The sequence below is a fragment of the Bacillus manliponensis genome, assembly GCF_000712595.1.
In the GTDB taxonomy this organism is placed as follows: Bacteria; Bacillota; Bacilli; order Bacillales; family Bacillaceae_G; genus Bacillus_A; species Bacillus_A manliponensis.
Genome location: NZ_JOTN01000021.1, coordinates 26,125 through 39,927 on the forward strand (window position 1 = coordinate 26,125; position 13,803 = coordinate 39,927).

Below are 13,803 nucleotides of genomic sequence, written 5' to 3' on the forward strand. Positions count from 1 at the left end.
TTTCTTTTCTACTTCTATTATACATGTTTACTGTTATATGTCGTAATGATACACTCCTGTGCAAATGACTTCAGCAGGTCCCTTCATGAACACTGTTCCTTCTTCAGTCCATGTAATACGTAAATCACCGCCAGCTAAGTGCACTGTAATTTCTTTTCCACGCTCCATTTTCCCATTTAAAATGGATGCTACAACAGCCGCGCACGCTCCTGTTCCACACGCCTCCGTCACACCAGATCCACGCTCCCATACGCGAAAATGAAGTTCGTTATCGTTTACGACTTCAATAAACTCAACGTTTACTCCTTCTGGGAACATGTCATGTTTTTCAACGATAGGACCTAGCGTAGTAAGAGGTGCTTCACCAATCTTATCAACAATCGTAACGACATGTGGATTTCCCATAGATACAGCTGTGAACACATAATTTTTGTCATCATATGCGAATATTTCACGCTCACCTTCACCAAGCATCGGTAAATCTTCGCGTTTTAAACGAGGTGCTCCCATATCAATTGTTACTGATGTGACAACATTATCTCCTACTGTTACTTCCGCAGTGACAATACCGCCTAACGTCTCAATCGTAAACACTGTTTCTTCTACTAATTTATGTTCGTAAGCGTACTTCGCTACGCAACGTAAACCATTTCCGCAGTTTTTTCCTTCTGAACCATCTTTATTAAAGATACGCATTTTTACAGGTGCCACTTCAGACGGACAAATTAAAATCATCCCATCCGATCCGATTCCTGTATTCACATTTGAAACTTTTTCCGCAATGCGTGCTAGTTCTTCTTCTACTAGCGTTTCTTCAAACAGATTTACATAAATATAATTATTTCCAAGACCATGCATTTTCGTAAATGTAAATTGTTTCATCGTAGCCACTCCAAAAAAATTTAATTGCTTTAAGTATAAAATGCATGCTTTTGGAACACAATAAGAACGTCCCCCGATTCTTATATTTGACAACTTTTGGCGACTCCTAATATTAGTCGTGCTTACACAAGTGTTATAAGAAAAAAGCCCTTTCGGAAAGGGGCTTTTTTTGCATTTTATACAAACATTCCCGCAATTGCTGCGCTTAATAAATTCGCAAGTGTCGCAGCGATAATAGAGCGCAGTCCAAACTTTGCGATATCTCCGCGTCTTGTCGGTGCCATACCACCAAGTCCACCAAGTAAAATGGCAACCGATGATAAGTTTGCAAAACCACAAAGGGCAAATGTAATAATTGCTGTCGTTTTCTCAGAAAGTGTTCCCATTTGAGGTGCAAAGTCAGTAAATGCTACAAATTCATTTAAAATTAACTTTTGACCGATAAAACTTCCTGCCGTAATCGCTTCATTCCAAGGAACACCAATCACAAACGCTAATGGAGAAAATAGGTACCCAAGTATCAATTCTAGTGATAACTTCGGTGCACCAAACAATCCGCCAATACCACCAACAATTCCATTTAACAGTGCAATAATCGCAATAAACGCAATCAACATCGCTCCTACGTTCAGCGCAAGTGATAACCCATCAGCTGCACCACGCGCAGCTGCATCAATCACGTTCGCTGGCTTAGTATCACGATCTTCATCATTTTCTTCATGCTTTGTATGTACTTCTGGCTCATCTGTTTCTGGAAACAGCAACTTCGCCATTAACAAACCAGCCGGTGCTGCCATAACACTTGCTGCTAATAAAAATTTTAACGGTACACCAAGCGCAGCATATCCAAACAAAGTAGAACCGGATACAGACGCGAGCCCACCGACCATAACTGCAAACAATTCGGACTTTGTTAACCTTGGCATATACGGCCGAATCACAAGCGGGGCCTCTGTTTGTCCAAGGAAAATATTTGCCGTTGCCGATAATGACTCTGATTGACTTGTACCAAGCAATCTTGATAATGCTCCGCCAATAATACGAACGATCCACTGCATGATTCCTAAGTAGTATAAGACCGCAATTACTGAAGATAAAAAAATTAAAATTGGTAAGACGCGAAATGCAAATACAAACCCAGTGTTTTGCGTTGGGTCACCTAAACTACCGAATAAGAATAGGATTCCGGCATTTGCAAAATCCATAATCTTTTGGACAAATTGGGTTACTTTTTCTAAAATCATGCGACCAACATTCCACTGTAGCACCATAAATCCAAACAATAGTTGAATTGCTAAAGCACCAAAAACGGTGCGTGCTGAAATAGCTTTTCTATTATTCGATAACACATAGCCAATTAAAAGAATGACAGCAATCCCTATAAGCCCCCAAATAATGTTCATACTTTCACCTCGAAGTTTATAATTCTTCGTTAGCATTTCCTCTAATTGGTTTTTTACTCTCGCATGACAGCACTAAAAAAGACGCCTCTTTTATAAGGCGCCTTAAAACATTGGATTTTCGTCCAAATATTCATATACGTTATTTACAAGCTCTTCTACCGTTGCACCTTGAACAACTTCACCGTTCACAAGTGCAAATGGTCCCTCAAAACAAATACCACAATATCCGAGACAACCATATTCCATTACATCTAAGTTTGGATCTCTTTCCAACTTTTCCATCGCTGCTTGTGAACCACTTGCTAAGTTCCCGACGCAAAATTCGATTAATGGTTTGATCACTTTTCTCACCCCTGTTATCTATTTCAAACTATTATATGCCAACAATCGACTCCATTTTACTGTCACTTTTCTACCTATTGTACAACAGAGTGTGCATTCCTGCATTGTTATTTGTTCACAAATTCGATATAATTTGTATGAGTAAAGTCAAAATATTTTTTCAATATAAAATTGTATGACTAGGGGATATTTCAACAGAAAAGGGGTAATCCATCATGAAACACCTCGTATTATTAGGCGGGGGCTACGGTGGGATGAGAATTCTACAGAGGCTTCTACCACATAACCAACTTCCAGATGATGTCCAAGTGACATTAATCGACAAAGTACCATATCACTGTTTTAAAACAGAATACTATGCATTAGTGGCAGGAACAATTTCAGAAACACATATTCGCATTCCGTTTCCAGAGCATCCGCGTCTAAATATAAAATATGGTACGGTAACAAATATTGATCTTGAAAGTAAATCCGTTCATCTTGATGGCGGTGATATCGTACAGTATGATGACCTTATTATCGGACTTGGCTGCGTAGATAAATATCATAACGTTCCTGGAGCAGAGGAATATACGCATAGCCTCCAGTCCATTGAACAAGCACGAAAAACATATGAACAACTAAACGGTCTAGAACCAAATGCAACAGTTGCAGTGGTTGGTGCAGGACTAAGCGGTGTAGAAGTAGCAAGTGAATTACGTGAAAGTCGCCCAGATTTAGAAATCCACTTATTTGATCGTAAAGATCGCATTCTATATCCATATCCTGAAAAATTAAGTAGATACGTAGAAAAATGGTTTCACAAACATAATGTTAACATTATCCGAAACTCTAACATTACAAAAGTAGAATCAAACATCGTCTACAATCATGATGAACCATTAGAATGCGATGCAATCGTATGGACAGCTGGTATTCAAGCACATGAAGTTGTACGAAACTTACCAGTTGAACAAGATAACGGTGGCCGCATCGTTTTAACAAAACATCATAATATTCCAAGCAACGAGCACGTCTATGTTGTCGGCGACTGCGCAGCATTGCCACACGCACCATCCGCTCAACTTGCTGAGGGACAAGGAGAGCAAATTGTCCAAATATTAATAAAACGATGGAACAACGAACCACTTCCAGACGAACTACCTGTTATTAAACTAAAAGGTGTTCTTGGATCACTCGGAAAAAAGCACGGCTTCGGTTTACTTGCAAACCAACCATTAATGGGCCGTGTCCCTCGTCTATTAAAATCGGGAATTTTATGGATGTACAAATACCATAACGGTTAAACACAAAACAAGAGCCCAAGGGCTCTTGTTTTGTGTTGTGTAGCTAAGCAATTATTTCAGCTATTTTAAAAGTTTATCGGCTATCCTGTAACAACCACTTATTTGTACACACTTCAATTCCTTCGAGCAAATATTGACGCGTCATCTTCATCCGTGACCACCTTGTCATTACTCGCTCCCCTTTTCCAGTGCGAATTCTCTTTACTTCTTGCAAGAGCGGCTCCCACTTTGGAGAAGACTTCATCATATATGTTAGTCCTGCATCTTTTGAAACAATCCCGCCGTTCTCTAACGTATATAAAATACGTCCCATCGTAACAACTGCGGATTCTACCCACTCATCAGTGAAAAACAAATACGGACTTGCTGCTTTTTTACTCCAATATTGTTCTATATTATATTTCATCGTTTCCACAACATCATTCCAGCCTACTTGCAGTGACAACTGACTTACATCACGCCCTGTTACTGTAATTCCATGGTGCTTCAGCGTCCACCAAGTCACAGCGTTCACATCCCAATAGCCCTTATGAATTTTTCCATCTGCACAGTATTGATAAGCTGCCATCTCTTCGTTTTTCTGTCCGACGTGAGCAAGCGGAATATACATACCGTCCATTCGTTTCCCTAGCCCATGTTCACAAAGTCTTTTGTGAAGCGCGCAAAGATTCTCTTCTTCATCCTTCTTTAATTCTTCTTTTGTTACCGTCACAAAATCAATATCACTCGTTTCCAAATGAAATGCGCCAAGTGCTGTAGAACCATATACATATACACCAATAACTTGATCATGTGGTAAGGTGCTTTTTAATTCACTCACATACATATGTAAAAAAGCTTGAACTTCTACCGGTACATTGTTCATCATCTACTCTTCCTTTCTTTTATGCACCATAAGTAATTCTCGCTTTCTTTTTTATATCCTCCATAAAGTGAAACTTCAATCAGTGGGGGTTTTCTCCATCCCCCACTGATTGTTAGCCCGACCAATCGGACTTTTACATTCAAAAGCGAAGACGACTGTTCAAGCACGACAAGCACAAGATAAGCCTTGGCGTGGCGAAGTTTGCCACAGAAAGGATTAGCTTGTGGCTCGAGTGCTTAGGAGTCGTAGCTAGATTCATACCGTTCATCTCCCACCTAAACTTCTTCGCTTTTCCCAAGTTTTGAGGTGGGAGTCTTACAGCCCGCAAATAGCGGGATTAAAAATTAAGGCTTCCTTAGTAAGGAGTTTACAAAAAAACTCTCGCTACAATCACGAGAGCTTTCATTTTATAAATACTTTTCAATTTCTCCATATACATCTTTTAAACGAGGATTTCCTTCTCCAACAATTTCACCATTTATAAGAACAACTGGATAAAACAAATCCTCTTCAATGACTCGCTCTGCAAATGCTTGCTTCTCTTCATCTTGTTGCTCTTCATGAATATCAATATAATCAAAACAGAATTTCCCTTCCTGTCCTTCATACTTACGGCCAATTGCTGCTTGTAGCCATTCAAACGTTTCAGTCGAAGATGGCATGCCAACGCAGCTTGCACATACTACCTTTGCACCGTATACATCAATATGAATCATACAAACTCCCCCATCTTATGTAGTCGTCCTTTCATTGTCACAAATACAAAAGAAACTGTCATACAATAATTTTACAGTAATAAAAAATTAGATTTTCCCCTCTATCTTGATTATAATAAAACTATTGAAAGGAGTCGATAAATATGGAAAACCAAAACATGCATGAACAAGTAGCGGAAGTATTAGAGAAATTACGTCCATTCTTACTTCGTGACGGCGGTGACGTAGAACTAGTTGATATCGAAGACGGTATCGTAAAATTACGCCTTCTAGGTGCTTGTGGCAGCTGCCCAAGTTCTACAATCACACTAAAAGCAGGTATCGAACGCGCGCTTCTAGAAGAAGTACCTGGAGTAATTGAAGTAGAACAAGTATTTTAATTAAAAGCGGAGATGGCACGCACAGCTCTGACCGGCTAAGGTTCTTTCGCACAGAAAGTGTTCTTTACTTTCTCGTGCGGAAGGTTCTTAGACGCGAAGAGCTTGCCATCGCAGCTGGATATAATTAAAAGCGGAAGCGGCTAGAACAGTCGGCCACCACCGCTACATATATTACACCCTAATCAACGATTAGATGCTAAAAACACACAAGAAAAAAGAGACCACACTGGTCTCTTTTTTCACAATTACAACCAATCTAATTTACGGATATCTGTTTTTCTTACAGGAGTGCGAGCAAGTTGAAAGAAACTGCCGATAAATTGCTCGGTTTGACGTACATCAGCTAACATCATCTCGAGACGATCACGATATATTTCTCTTACAGCTTCGTTCCCTGTTAAGTAATACTGCTCCGCCGTTTCAAAATAATGAAGCGGAAATAGAAGACGCGCGAATAATAAGCGCCAACCGAAAGAAGATAATGGATATACCCTTTCATAATCAGTTAAAAATTGAGAAATGGTTTGTTTCCATTCTCCTTTCTTCTCAAATGATATGGTGCGAATCCATTCTGCTAAATCACGGCTTGGATGATCGAATACCCAATCAGCAGGGATTTTGAACTGTTGTGTGGACTTCCATAAAGAAGGAGAAAAGCGTTCCTGACAAATTGTTGCAGCATCGGCAAACTGTGGTGTATCATCTAGTTCCGTATCAGCAACATACTGAATTGCATTTTCAGCAATTCCTAGATAATAGGGAAAGGATTCGATAAACATTTGATCGAATGTATCAGTAGGATGGTTTGCCACCTTTGATTGCCAAAACCTTTCAAGTTGCTCGATTCTTTTTTCCCATAGTGCCTTCCATTCGCCAATGCGTCGTAAGTGCTCAACCTCACTTGGAAAATACGCACCGCGTTTATGAAAAACGGCAAGCTCATTTCCAAGTGAAGCGTTCGCATTTTGTACGAAGCGTGTTCCCGTTAACAAGCAATAATTTGTTTCTTCTATCTCAGTTACATAATAACCATGTATATTAGGTACAAATAACATAACTGTTTGATCGCCTTGTTGGCGCATATAGTCACTTAAATTTTTCATTTCGATTAGCTCATCTTCTTCTAAGTTACCAATTGGAAATAGTACATAAATTTGATTACGAATCCAAAAACTTTTATAGTGACCTAAAGGTATGAGCTCTTTCACTTGCAAATGATAATGCTCGTAAATATAACGAATCATAATCTTCGCCACCTACTGTTTTTTTCTATATATATGAGCTCTTGCTCGCCATTCATTCCTATGCACATGATAACGCAAAGTAACGTATACAATATTAAAAAGAAAACAGGTGATAACAATGAAACAACGAAACGAAGTAGAAGAAAAAGCATTACAATTATTAAAAGAACGTGGTGTAACGATTGAAGACATTAGTGAGCTAGTATATTTTCTTCAGCACAAGTATCATTCAGATTTAAAAATGGAGGACTGTCGTTATAACGTTGAGCGTGTATTATCAAAACGCGAAGTACAAAATACACTTATCACAGGTATTGAATTAGATATTCTCGCGGAAAAAGGAATGCTTAGTGAACCATTACAAAGTATCATTGGGCGTGACGAAGGACTATATGGTGTAGATGAAATCATTGCCTTATCTATCGTCAACGTATACGGTTCCATTGGCTTCACGAATTTTGGCTATATCGATAAAGTAAAACCAGGTATTTTGCAATACTTAAATGATAAATCTGGTGGGAAAGTTCATACGTTCCTTGATGATATTGTCGGTGCAATTGCGGCAGCTGCATCAAGTCGTTTGGCACACCGAGCTGCGCATGTAGAGTAGAATAAAGAGAAAAAGAACGGACCAATTTTGGTTCGTTCTTTTTTACAAATTCTAACAAGGATTTCCTAGGAAATTTGTCGTATATGTACAGAAGAAAGGATATATTGGGGGAATCTTATGAAAAAAATACTCACAAATAAATTTGTTGAAATACCGATCCATCTCGTTCTGTCGATAATCGTTATTTTATTTGTAGGGACATTACCACAATTATTTATTGGTATGAAAATTAACATAGATAACTATATCAATTCCATTACTTCAACATTTGCAAAATTCTTTGGAGATGAACCATTACTTTATTACGGATCTCATATGGGCCAAAATAGTGGAAGACCTATGTTTCCACAAATCTTTATACAGTATAAAGAAACCTTGTTTATCTTCTCAATATCCTTACTCGTTTCCGTACTCGTTTCTTTCATCATCGTGTATATCATCCTACAACTATCGAAACGTAAACAAGACAAAGTCAAAGTCTTTCTCGACTTTCTTGAGTCTATCCCAGACGTTTTATTCATCCTCGGGCTCCAATTACTCGTTGTATATATTTATAAAAAAACAAACGTACTAATTATGAATATTGCAAGCATACGCGATAAAGAAGTTGTTTTACTCCCAATTCTATGCCTTAGTTTACCCACCATTATATTATTTGTAAAACTACTATTATTCCGTTTTGAGACAGAATTGCAAAAAGACTATGTATTATTAGCCCGTGCCAAAGGTTTTGATAAACTACATATTTTAAATCACCACGTCCTCCGAAACGTTTTACTAAGCATGTTGTATTTTTCCAAAACAAATATATGGTTTATGTTATCTAATTTATACATTATCGAATATTTCTTTAACATTCCTGGCATTTTCCTGTTCCTTAAAGATTACAATATTCCTGAAGTATTTATCATTTCACTTTTGTTTATTTATATACCAATTTTTATTATTTTTAAATTGTTTCATATTTTCGTTCCAGATGAATTGAAAGGAGAAGCGTAACATGTGGCATGTATTAAAAAAAGATAAAAGTTTCCTTATTAGCGTCACTTTTCTCCTTCTCTTCGTACTTGCGAGCATTGGAAATACAATATTTCTAGATGGTAAAGTACGCCAAGTGTCTATGCAATTTGATAAAGAAGGGAATGTAGAAGTTGCACCTTTTCCCCCTTCTTTAGAATTTCCTTTAGGAACTGATAGAAAAGGATATGATTTATTACATCGCGTGATAGAAGGTGCGAAGTGGAGCATTGGTGCAGCCTTTCTAATTGCCTTCATTCGTACTGTTTTTGGGATTGGGTTTGGCATATTTATTGCCTTTTATGTGAAACGAACCTTTCGGACGTTTGAAGCAGCATTTGATAGCTTTAGCGTCATTCCAATGACACTGATTGCTTTTTTTATACTAGAAACTGTACTTACATTTGAAAGTTGGGAAATACCTCCTCCCTTTTATCAACGTGTTTCCTTTCAAATGATGGTTCTCATCGTATTAGCATTACCAACACTTTCAATCTATTTTTCCAATGAAACAAGGAAACTACTGTCAGAGGAGTTTATGAACGCTGCTCGTACACTTGGAGGGAGCAAATGGCACCTTGTAAAAAGGCACCTATTCCCTAACTTACGTCCGCTTTTTCTCATTGTATTCATGCAGCAATTTGTACAAGCTTTAATTCTTTTCTTACACTTAGGTATATTAGGACTTTTCTTCGGTGGAACTATTGTTTTCTCTGGCGGTGAGATTGAATCTGTCAGCAGTGAATGGTCTGGCTTAATCGGGCTGTATTTCCGTTCGTTATCAGCAAATCCATGGATTCCACTTGTACCGATTGGTTGCTTTATTCTTACTATTATTGCTGGAAATACAATTGTTCGGCGTCTGAAATTCGCAATGGAACAACAATATAAAATAAGAGAAACTGAAGAAGAACAATCTAAAGAGCAGCAAGTAACAATTACTGCGAATTCTTTTACATTTCATAAAGAAGGATAAAGTGAGACTTCACTATCCCCCACTGAGTGTTAGCCTGACCAATCGGGCTTTTACGGGCTGTTAATTTCCCACCTAAACTTCTTCGCTTTTTCTTAAGTTTTGAGGTGGGAGTCTCAAAGCCCACAAATAGCGGGATAAAGAACAGCCGATAACAGCATATTCATTTATCTTTTATAAATAAAAAGCTGTACCAACATTGGATACAGCTTTTTTCATTCCCTTATCATTAACAAAAACTCCTTTCCGCGGCTCATAAAAAACGTTTTCACTATAAATCCAGCATTTTCATATAACCGTATTGCTCGCTTATTAAACGACGCTACACTTAAACGAAGCTGTTTCGGCTGAAACTTCCTTTCTGCAAAATCAATTCCAGTATGTAAAAATTGCTCCCCTAAGCCTTTTCCTGTTAACTGCGGCTTCATCCCAAGGCCAATATCAATAACTCCTTCACCACCATATAAATTCGCGTCACGCCCTCCCGGTACTTGCGCCTCTTCACCAAAGCAAAAATAGCCGATTAATTCCCCTTCCTCATTTCGGTAGCTGTAATATGTACCGCCTAATAGTCCTTCTATCGTTTCTTTACTGTAAGAAAAGCTATACAATTCGTATGGTTCTTCGTATTGCCATGATGCAATTTCGTTTGCTTCTTCTCTCTTGATTTGTATTATATACATAGTTAGCTCTCTCCTTTTTTCAAATAAAGTGAAACTTTATCAGTGAAGACTTCCATCCCTATTAATTATTAGCGCGGCTAATCAAGCTTTTACATCGACTTAATGCAAGATAAATCCAAAACCAATTGACCAAATTAATAAAAAATTCAAAACAAGGTATTTATATTAATACATTTCTTCAGTATTATATAAATATATCCACATTTTACCTTATTCTCAGTGATTTATAAAAAAGGAAGTGATATTTTGAAACTAGGTGAAAAAATACGTCAAATTCGTATACACCGTGAAATGACACAAGGAGAGCTAGTAGAAGGAATATGCTCCATTACATATTTAAGTCGCATCGAGAACGGAAAAATAAAACCTTCTCAATCTTTTTTGGAAAAAGTTGCAACAAAGTTAAATGTAGATGTTAAACATCTAGCAGATGCAAATGTGGATGGCATAGAAGAGACAATTGAGATGATCGCACAAAAATATAAGGAAACAAATACATTAACAGATCATGAAATTTCTCTATTAGAATTGCATTCCCGTGAGATGCATGGAACTCTCATACTTTTAAATATTTTTGGAGTGTTACTTCACTATTACATCAGATTTGATTCTATTAAAAAAGCCGAAACAATCTATAATCATTCTCACAACTTAATTCCCAATAGAATAAATGAGCAATACACTGAAGAGTTCTTATATTACTACATAGCCTGTGGTAATTATTTTTATTATGTACAAGATTTCTTAAAAGCAAACGAATATTATGTGCAAGCTGATAAACTGTTAAGTCCAGAAAACACATTACAGTATGCTGAAATCTGCTTCAATATGAGTTTAGTGAAACAACGCCTGATTACTAACCAAGATATTAGCCGTAAATATTCTAAAAAAGCGCTAGAAATTTTCGAATTTCTAAATATCCCTGAAAAAATTACAGATACCCTCATAACGATAGGCGTCCAATATCACTTAGATGGTAAATATGATAAATCATTACAATATTTAAAAAAAGCAGAAGTATATGCTCAATCTCTTAACTCGGCCCATCTATTAACAATGATTGAATATAATTATGGAAGAGTCTATCAAGGTCTAAAAGAATATGAAAAGGCTATCCAACATTTCACAAATACAATGCAACTGAATGATTCATTAAATCAATCTAAAGAAAATATATATTCTTTACGTAGTCTCATTGATATTTACTTACAATTAAAAGACTGGGAACAAGTGGATAAATCTATGTCCAGTGCACTAAAAATTGTAGAAAATAACAATCTTCCTTCTATTCAAACTGAAATCTATATGTATAAATCTCATATATACAAAATTCGTGGTGATTATTATAATTATGAAAAAAAAATGCAAAGTACGATTCAATTAGGAATCGATAAAAAACAATATGTACTCACAAAAAAGCTAGCTACTGAGCTAGGTGAATACTACTACGATATTCGAGCCTACAAATTAGCTGCAAAATATTTCAAAACGGCTCTAGATTGTCATTTAGATTTAAAATAAGAAACATTTCTTTGTAAAATCTATGCACTTTTTGGGTGAAATTTTTTATAAAATTTTACCTATTTTTTACTTGTTCTTTTTAACTACTCCTTTCATTTATATTTAAATTAAATAAGATAAAAAAAGGAGTAGTTAAAATGTTTAAAAAGAAATTCCTTATCACTACTTTATCCATAGGAGTGTTATGCACAGGTTTATACAATCTTCTAGATTTAAATGCTACACAGAAGCATGATGTAAAGCACCTAACAAACGAACAACAACCAACACCTTATGCTCCCGCTAATTATCTAACAAACGAACAACAACCAACACCTTATGCTCCCGCTAATTATCTAGCAAACGAACAACAACCAACACCTTATGCTCCCGCTAATCATCTAGCAAACGAACAACAACCAACACCTTATGTCCTTATCAAACTAACTCAAGTTTAATACTTCAAATACATATCTTATATCCTTTCCCACTATATATAACATCAGCTTCGCATACTATATATGCAAAGCTGATGTTATATGCATCTTCCTTGTCTATTTGATAGTTATAATATTTTTATATAAAACAATTATCTTCTTTGTATCTTTTATAAACAAAAATGCATATTTCTTGACTCTATCATAAAAAAGAAACACATACTAATGACGACATATCCACAAAGGAGGGTTTCACATGAAACATGTGATTGTATATGCACATCCAAATCCAAAAAGCTTTAATCATGCGATTTTAGAGACAGTAAAAGGACAATTAGAAGAGAAAGGACATGAAGTACGCGTCCGTGATTTGTACGAATTAAACTTTAATCCTGTGCTGGCAGCTTCTGATTTCATTTCATTTTCTGAAGGAAATACACCAGCTGATATTGCCGAGGAGCAAGAGCATATTAAGTGGGCTGATGCCATTACATTCATTTACCCAGTATGGTGGGCCGGACTCCCAGCTATTTTAAAGGGATATGTAGACCGCGTCTTTAGCCACGGCTTCGCTTACGCATACGGTGAAAACGGCATTGAAAAATTATTAAGTGGCAAAAAAGGATTATTGTTATCCACAATGGGAAATTCACAGGAAAATTATGAAGCGAATGGTATGTTTACTGCGATGAAGAACACAACAGATGCAGGTATTTTTGACTTCACTGGTATCGAGGTACTTGAGCATACTTTCTATACGAGCGTTCCGGCTGTTAGTGATGAAGTACGTAAGGAATATCTTGAAGAAGTAAAAGAAGTTGTAAATCGATTACTATAGTAAAAAACCACCGGATGAGGTGGTTTTTTACTTTGCAATTAATTTTGGAATATAACGTGAGAGAACTTCTTCAGCACGTCGCTGATGCTCTTTTTGAATCGATAACTTAACAATATAATTATTTTTTTCAAACCCACGATCTAAGTAAATATTTTCTTTTTCATACTCTATCGTTGATGTTTTATATCCTTTTAATTCATCGTACGGATAATAATGCATGCCATCAACAATCCCCGTTTCATATACTTCAACAGGTTTCATATTATTCCATGTCGTTAAAAATACAATGAGCAATAGTAAGCTATACCAAACAACTTCTAATAAAAAGGATTGTAAAGTAGCAATCTCACCGTTATGGTATTGGACCCACTTATATGCCATCAACCCAGAAAAGATAGGTATTCCAATTAATGTCCATAAGCGACTTTTCTTTCGAGAATACGTAGCCACCAACTGTCCTACACTCTTTTTCAAACGTGATGTTTTATACATTTTCCATAAGGTAGATGAAACTGCAAACAATCCAAACAAACAAAACAACATATTAATGATATCCACATTTACACTCCTTTTAAATTGCTTTATCAACATAATACAATGTTTATCCACAGAAAAAAACAGGCAATC

The 13,803-nt window shown here is 36.6% G+C and carries 16 protein-coding genes; 8 read left to right on the forward strand and 8 right to left on the reverse strand.

The genetic code is table 11. The features are described from left to right. Nucleotides 1-33 precede the first annotated feature (33 nt). The 3 genes from dapF to BAMA_RS19025 form a co-directional block, all read right to left on the reverse strand. On the reverse strand, nucleotides 34-882 hold the full coding sequence (gene dapF, locus BAMA_RS19015) for a diaminopimelate epimerase (protein WP_034642438.1): 849 nt from the start codon (nucleotides 880-882) through the stop codon (nucleotides 34-36). A 176-nt stretch (nucleotides 883-1,058) separates the two neighbouring features. Continuing rightward, on the reverse strand, nucleotides 1,059-2,285 hold the full coding sequence (locus tag BAMA_RS19020) for a NupC/NupG family nucleoside CNT transporter (protein ID WP_034642379.1): 1,227 nt from the start codon (nucleotides 2,283-2,285) through the stop codon (nucleotides 1,059-1,061). A 102-nt stretch (nucleotides 2,286-2,387) separates the two neighbouring features. Beyond that, complete coding sequence (locus BAMA_RS19025) at nucleotides 2,388-2,627, reverse strand: YuzB family protein (protein ID WP_034642381.1); 240 nt, start codon at nucleotides 2,625-2,627, stop codon at nucleotides 2,388-2,390. 215 nt (nucleotides 2,628-2,842) lie between these two features. On the opposite strand from BAMA_RS19025, the gene BAMA_RS19030 reads away from it, so the two are divergent. Further along, nucleotides 2,843-3,913 (forward strand): NAD(P)/FAD-dependent oxidoreductase, encoded by a 1,071-nt coding sequence (locus BAMA_RS19030; RefSeq protein ID WP_034642383.1) that lies wholly within the window; start codon nucleotides 2,843-2,845, stop codon nucleotides 3,911-3,913. Between the two features lie 73 nt (nucleotides 3,914-3,986). On the opposite strand, the gene BAMA_RS19035 is transcribed toward BAMA_RS19030, so the two are convergent. Continuing rightward, the gene (locus BAMA_RS19035; protein WP_034642386.1) at nucleotides 3,987-4,781 is read right to left on the reverse strand and encodes a nucleotidyltransferase domain-containing protein; all 795 of its coding nucleotides are present in this window, start codon (nucleotides 4,779-4,781) and stop codon (nucleotides 3,987-3,989) included. Between the two features lie 404 nt (nucleotides 4,782-5,185). Next, a complete protein-coding gene (locus BAMA_RS19040; RefSeq protein ID WP_034642388.1) occupies nucleotides 5,186-5,494 on the reverse strand; it encodes a YuzD family protein in 309 nt (102 codons plus the stop codon). A 143-nt stretch (nucleotides 5,495-5,637) separates the two neighbouring features. On the opposite strand from BAMA_RS19040, the gene BAMA_RS19045 reads away from it, so the two are divergent. Then, nucleotides 5,638-5,874, forward strand: coding sequence for a NifU family protein (locus tag BAMA_RS19045; protein WP_034642390.1), 237 nt, complete (start codon nucleotides 5,638-5,640; stop codon nucleotides 5,872-5,874). Nucleotides 5,875-6,119: 245 nt separating this feature from the next. On the opposite strand, the gene yutH is transcribed toward BAMA_RS19045, so the two are convergent. After that, a complete protein-coding gene (gene yutH, locus BAMA_RS19050) occupies nucleotides 6,120-7,118 on the reverse strand; it encodes a spore coat putative kinase YutH (protein ID WP_034642393.1) in 999 nt (332 codons plus the stop codon). 118 nt (nucleotides 7,119-7,236) lie between these two features. Between yutH and BAMA_RS19055 the strand changes: the two genes are divergently transcribed. From BAMA_RS19055 to BAMA_RS19065, 3 genes are all read left to right on the forward strand, one after another. Next, nucleotides 7,237-7,728 (forward strand): phosphatidylglycerophosphatase A family protein, encoded by a 492-nt coding sequence (locus tag BAMA_RS19055; RefSeq protein WP_034642395.1) that lies wholly within the window; start codon nucleotides 7,237-7,239, stop codon nucleotides 7,726-7,728. A gap of 117 nt (nucleotides 7,729-7,845) precedes the next feature. After that, nucleotides 7,846-8,727: an ABC transporter permease subunit gene (locus BAMA_RS19060; protein WP_034642397.1), complete on the forward strand. Its 882-nt coding sequence runs from the start codon at nucleotides 7,846-7,848 to the stop codon at nucleotides 8,725-8,727. A gap of 1 nt (nucleotide 8,728) precedes the next feature. Continuing rightward, entirely contained in the window at nucleotides 8,729-9,721 is a 993-nt protein-coding gene (locus BAMA_RS19065; RefSeq protein WP_034642399.1) for an ABC transporter permease, read from the forward strand. A gap of 212 nt (nucleotides 9,722-9,933) precedes the next feature. Here BAMA_RS19065 and BAMA_RS19070 read toward each other — a convergent pair whose 3' ends face one another. Beyond that, nucleotides 9,934-10,401: a GNAT family N-acetyltransferase gene (locus tag BAMA_RS19070; RefSeq protein ID WP_034642400.1), complete on the reverse strand. Its 468-nt coding sequence runs from the start codon at nucleotides 10,399-10,401 to the stop codon at nucleotides 9,934-9,936. A gap of 246 nt (nucleotides 10,402-10,647) precedes the next feature. Here BAMA_RS19070 and BAMA_RS19075 point away from each other — a divergent pair, with 246 nt between their 5' ends. The 3 genes from BAMA_RS19075 to BAMA_RS19085 all read left to right on the forward strand — a co-directional run bounded on the left by BAMA_RS19075 (nucleotide 10,648) and on the right by BAMA_RS19085 (nucleotide 13,176). Next, complete coding sequence (locus tag BAMA_RS19075; RefSeq protein ID WP_034642403.1) at nucleotides 10,648-11,922, forward strand: helix-turn-helix domain-containing protein; 1,275 nt, start codon at nucleotides 10,648-10,650, stop codon at nucleotides 11,920-11,922. Between the two features lie 137 nt (nucleotides 11,923-12,059). Continuing rightward, entirely contained in the window at nucleotides 12,060-12,359 is a 300-nt protein-coding gene (locus BAMA_RS19080) for a hypothetical protein (protein WP_034642405.1), read from the forward strand. A gap of 235 nt (nucleotides 12,360-12,594) precedes the next feature. Beyond that, entirely contained in the window at nucleotides 12,595-13,176 is a 582-nt protein-coding gene (locus BAMA_RS19085; protein WP_034642406.1) for an NAD(P)H-dependent oxidoreductase, read from the forward strand. 27 nt (nucleotides 13,177-13,203) lie between these two features. Here BAMA_RS19085 and BAMA_RS19090 read toward each other — a convergent pair whose 3' ends face one another. Continuing rightward, complete coding sequence (locus BAMA_RS19090; RefSeq protein ID WP_051759031.1) at nucleotides 13,204-13,734, reverse strand: hypothetical protein; 531 nt, start codon at nucleotides 13,732-13,734, stop codon at nucleotides 13,204-13,206. Between the last annotated feature and the right edge of the window lie 69 nt (nucleotides 13,735-13,803).